We start from the raw sequence: 4,519 nt of genomic DNA on the forward strand, positions 1-4,519 counted from the left end.
CGGCACGCCGAACGCGGACGTGCTCAACGGCAGCGTGGTCGACGATGCGATTTATGGGTTGGGCAGCAGTGACACGCTGTATGGCTTTGGCGGGGATGACCTGCTGGATGGTGGGGTAGGTTATGACTACCTCTATGGCGGCCAGGGCAACGACACGCTGCTGGCGGGCGATGACACCGCCGGCAGCCAGCTCGTTGGCGAGGATGGCGACGACACGCTGACGGGCAGCGGCGGCGGCGACTATTTGATTGGTGGCAATGGCAACGATACGCTCGACGGCGGTAGCGGCAACGACGCTCTGGATGGCGGGAGCGGCAGCAATGTGCTGCAGGGCGGTGATGGCAACGACGCCCTCTACGTTGGAGATGGCTCCGGTCTGATCACCAGCAACAGTCTCGACGCGGGCACCGGTGACGACACGATCAATGTCTACCAGAGCAACGCCGGCTCCGTCACCACGGTCAGCGGCGGCAGCGGACGCGACACCTACATGCTGCAGCCCGGCTCCACCGGCCAGATGCTGGTCAGCGATTTTGCTGCCGGTGCCAGTGGCGACATCCTCAATATCAACCAGCTGCTGACCAGTAGCAGCGGCTACAGCGGCGGCAACCCGTTCGATCCGGCGCTGGGCTACCTGCGCCTGGTGCAGCAGGGCGCCGACACGCTGCTGCAGTGGGACCTGAACGGTACGGCGGCAGGGGGAAATGGCTGGAAGACCATCATCACGCTGCAGAACACCCCGGCCAGCAGCCTGACTCTCGATAACTTTGCACCTTCCACCAGCATCACTGGTATTGAAGTGGTGGACCTGAATGCCCCACCGGTGGTCAGTACGCCGCTGGCCGACCAGGCCGCCAGTGAGGATGCCGTCTTCAGTTTCACCGTACCGGCCGGCACCTTCAGCGATCCCAATGTGGGCGACGGCCTGACCTACAGCGCCAGCCTGGCTGACGGCAACCCGCTGCCGGGTTGGCTGAGCTTCAATGCCGCGACCCGCACCTTCAGCGGCACGCCGGGCAATGCCGAGGTGGGCAGCCTGAGCATCCGGGTCACCGCCACCGACAGCGGCAACCTCAGCGCCAGCGATGTGTTCACCCTGAGCATCGGCAACACCAACGACGCCCCCAGCGTCAGCAGTCCGGTTAGCCTGCCCGATGGCACGGAGGACCAGAGCTACCTGCTCACCGCCGCCCAACTGCTGGCCAACGCCAGTGACCTGGATGGCGACACGCTCAGCGTGCAGAGCGTCAGCGTCGATCCGGCCTTCGGCAGCCTGAGCGACAATGGCGACGGCACCTGGACCTTCAGCCCCGCGGCCAACCGCAATGGCCCGGTGAGTTTCGCCGTGGTCATCAGTGATGGCATCGCCACAGTTAGCACATCCGCGAACCTGACCCTGGCAGCGGTGAACGATGCGCCCGGCGGCAGCCCGAGCACCGTGCTACCTGCCGGTAGCGAAGACACGCCCTACGTCTTCACCAGCGCTCAGTTGCTGGTGGGCTTCAGCGATGTGGACGGCGACAGCCTGGCCGTCGCCAACCTCAGCGCCAGCCACGGCAGTCTGGTGGACAACGGCGACGGCAGCTGGACCTTCACGCCGGACGCGAACTACCACGGTCCGGTCAGCCTGAACTACGCGGTGGTGGATGGGCAGGGCGGCTCGGTGGGGGCGTCGCTGGGCTTCAGCCTGACGGCGGTGAACGATGCACCCAGCGGCAGCCCGAGCACTGTGCTACCTGCCGGTAGCGAAGACACGCCCTACGTCTTCACCAGCGCCCAGTTGCTGGTGGGCTTCGGCGATGTGGACGGCGACAGCCTGGCCATCGCCAACCTCAGCGCCAATCACGGCAGCCTGGCGGACAACGGCGACGGCAGCTGGACCTTCACGCCGGACGCGAACTACCACGGTCCGGTGAGCCTGAACTACGCGGTGGTGGATGGGCAGGGCGGCTCGGTGGGGGCGTCGCTGGGCTTCAGCCTGACGGCGGTGAACGATGCACCCAGCGGCAGCCCGAGCACCGTGCTGCCCGCTGGTAGCGAAGACACGCCCTACGTCTTCACCCGCGCCCAGTTGCTGGCGGGCTTCAGTGATGTGGACGGCGACAGCCTGGCCATTGCCAACCTCAGTTCCAGCCATGGCAGCCTGGCAGACAACGGCGATGGCAGTTGGACCTTCACGCCGGACGCCAACTACCACGGCTCGGTCAGCCTGAGCTATGCCGTGGTGGACGGGCAGGGCGGTTCTATCTCCGCGTCGCTGGGCTTCAGCCTGGCGGCAGTGAACGACGCACCGAGCCTGGCCCAGGCACTGGCCGATCAGAATGCGGCTGAGGGTAGCCCCTTCAGCTTCACCGTCGCAGGCAACGCCTTCACCGATGTCGACGGCGATGCGCTGAGCTACAGCGCCAGCCTGGCCGATGGCAGCCCGCTGCCGGGCTGGCTGAGCTTCGACACGGCGACCCGTACCTTCAGCGGCACGCCGGCAGCCGGTGATATTGGCAGCCTGAGTGTCCGGGTCACCGCCACCGACAGCGGCAACGTCAACGTCAGCGACGTCTTCACCCTGAGCATCGGCAACACCAATGACGCACCCAGCGTCAGCGGGCCGGTGAGCCTGCCCGCTGGCACCGAAGACCAGAGCTACCTGCTCACCAGCGCCCAACTGCTGGCCAATGCCAGTGACCTGGATGGCGACGTGCTCAGCGTGCAGAGCGTCAGCGTCGACCCAGCCTTCGGCAGCCTGAGCGATAACGGCGACGGCACCTGGACCTTCAGTCCGGCGGCCAACGGCAACGGCCCGGTGAGTTTCGCGGTGGTCATCAGTGATGGCATCGCCACGGTTACCACGTCCGCGAACCTGAACCTGGCGGCAGTGAATGATGCCCCGACCGGCAACGTCACACTCTCCGGCACGGCGCTGGAAGGGCAGACCCTGACCGCCAGCCACTCGTTGTTCGACGCCGATGGCCTGGGCGTGGTCGGCTACCAATGGCAGACCTCAGCGGACGGTAGTAGCTGGAGCGATCTGGCCGGCGCCACCGCTGCCAGTCTGGTGCTGGGGGCGGCTCTGGTTGGTTTGCAGGTTCGTGTGGTCGCTCGCTATACGGATGGCGGTGGCACCCTGGAGTCTGCCGCCAGTAGCCCGACCGCCGCGATTGCGCAACTGCTCAACCCCATCGATGGCACGGAAGGCGACGATCCATTGGTGGGTACGGACGGTGCTGACCTGATTCACGCAAAGGGGGGCAACGATGTAGTTCAAGCTCGTGCCGGTGACGACAGCGTCTTTGGCGCGGACGGCGACGATGTGCTCTTTGGCGAGGACGGCAACGACAGCCTGGACGGTGGCAGCGGCTACAACCAACTGCTGGGCGGCGAGGGCAACGACACCCTGAACCTCGGCAGCGGCGCGCTTGACAGCAGCTATGCCACCGGTGGTGGTGGCGATGACCTGTTGATCGCGGCCGGGTTGGCCAATGCTTCAGCGGTCAGCCTGTCCGGCGACAGTGGCAGCGACACCTACCGCTACGACGGCAGTGGCAACCTGTCGCTGAGCGACTACGTCAATACCAGCCAGGCGAGCGACTTCAACGGGCTGGAGCTGGCAGTGGGCATTACGCCGGAGAGTGTCACGGTCAGTGGTGATGGCAACAACCTGACCCTGGGCTTCGCCGGCGGCAGGACCTTGCATCTGTCGAACCAGTTGACCAGTTGGCAGGCCAGCGACAACCCTAACCAGTACGGCGTGCAGGAAGTGCGCTTCAGCGACGGCACGGTGTGGAGCCGGCAGCAACTGCGCGAGCTGGCCGGCTACTACATCGGCGGCGATGCGGCCGACGACAGCATCAGCACCGGCGCCGGCGATCAGTTCCTCTATGGCTATGGCGGCCATGACAGCCTGGCGGGCGGGACGGACAACGACCGGCTCTACGGTGGGATGGGCGACGACCTGCTGGAGGGCGAGGACGGTGATGACATCCTCTACGGTGAGGACGGCAACGACAGCCTGGACGGCGGCAGCGGTTACAACCAGTTGATCGGCGGAGAGGGCAACGACAGCCTGACCCTGGGCAACGGCGCTGGTAGCAGTAGTTATGCCTTCGGCGGCAATGGCGATGACCTGCTGATCGCCGTGGGGCTGGCCAGCGATGCCAGTGTTTCGCTCAGCGGTGAATCCGGGAGCGACACCTACCGCTACGACGGCAGCGGCAACCTGTCGCTAAGTGACTACGTCAATACCAGCCAGGCCGGCGACTTCAACCGCCTGGAGCTGGCGGCGGGCATCACCCCGGCCAGCGTCACGGTGAGCGGCGATGGCAACGGTGTGACCCTGAGCTTCGTCAATGGCAAGACCCTGTACCTGTCGAACCAGTTGGCAAGCTGGCAGGCCAGCGACAACCCGAACCAGTACGGCGTGCAGGAGGTGCTCTTCAGCGATGGCACGGTGTGGAACCGCCAGCAACTGCGCGAGCTGGCCGGCTACTACATCGGCGGCGATGCGGCCGACGACAGCATCAGC

General features: G+C 65.9%; 1 protein-coding gene. It reads left to right on the plus strand.

Annotated elements, in window-relative coordinates:
• A partial coding sequence (locus tag E8F20_RS18380) for a cadherin-like domain-containing protein (RefSeq protein ID WP_280285014.1) occupies positions 1–4,519 on the plus strand: 4,519 nt, incomplete at both ends.

Origin of the sequence: Pseudomonas sp. BN415 (genome assembly GCF_029871195.1) — a bacterium.
GTDB classification, from domain to species: domain Bacteria; phylum Pseudomonadota; class Gammaproteobacteria; order Pseudomonadales; family Pseudomonadaceae; genus Metapseudomonas; species Metapseudomonas resinovorans.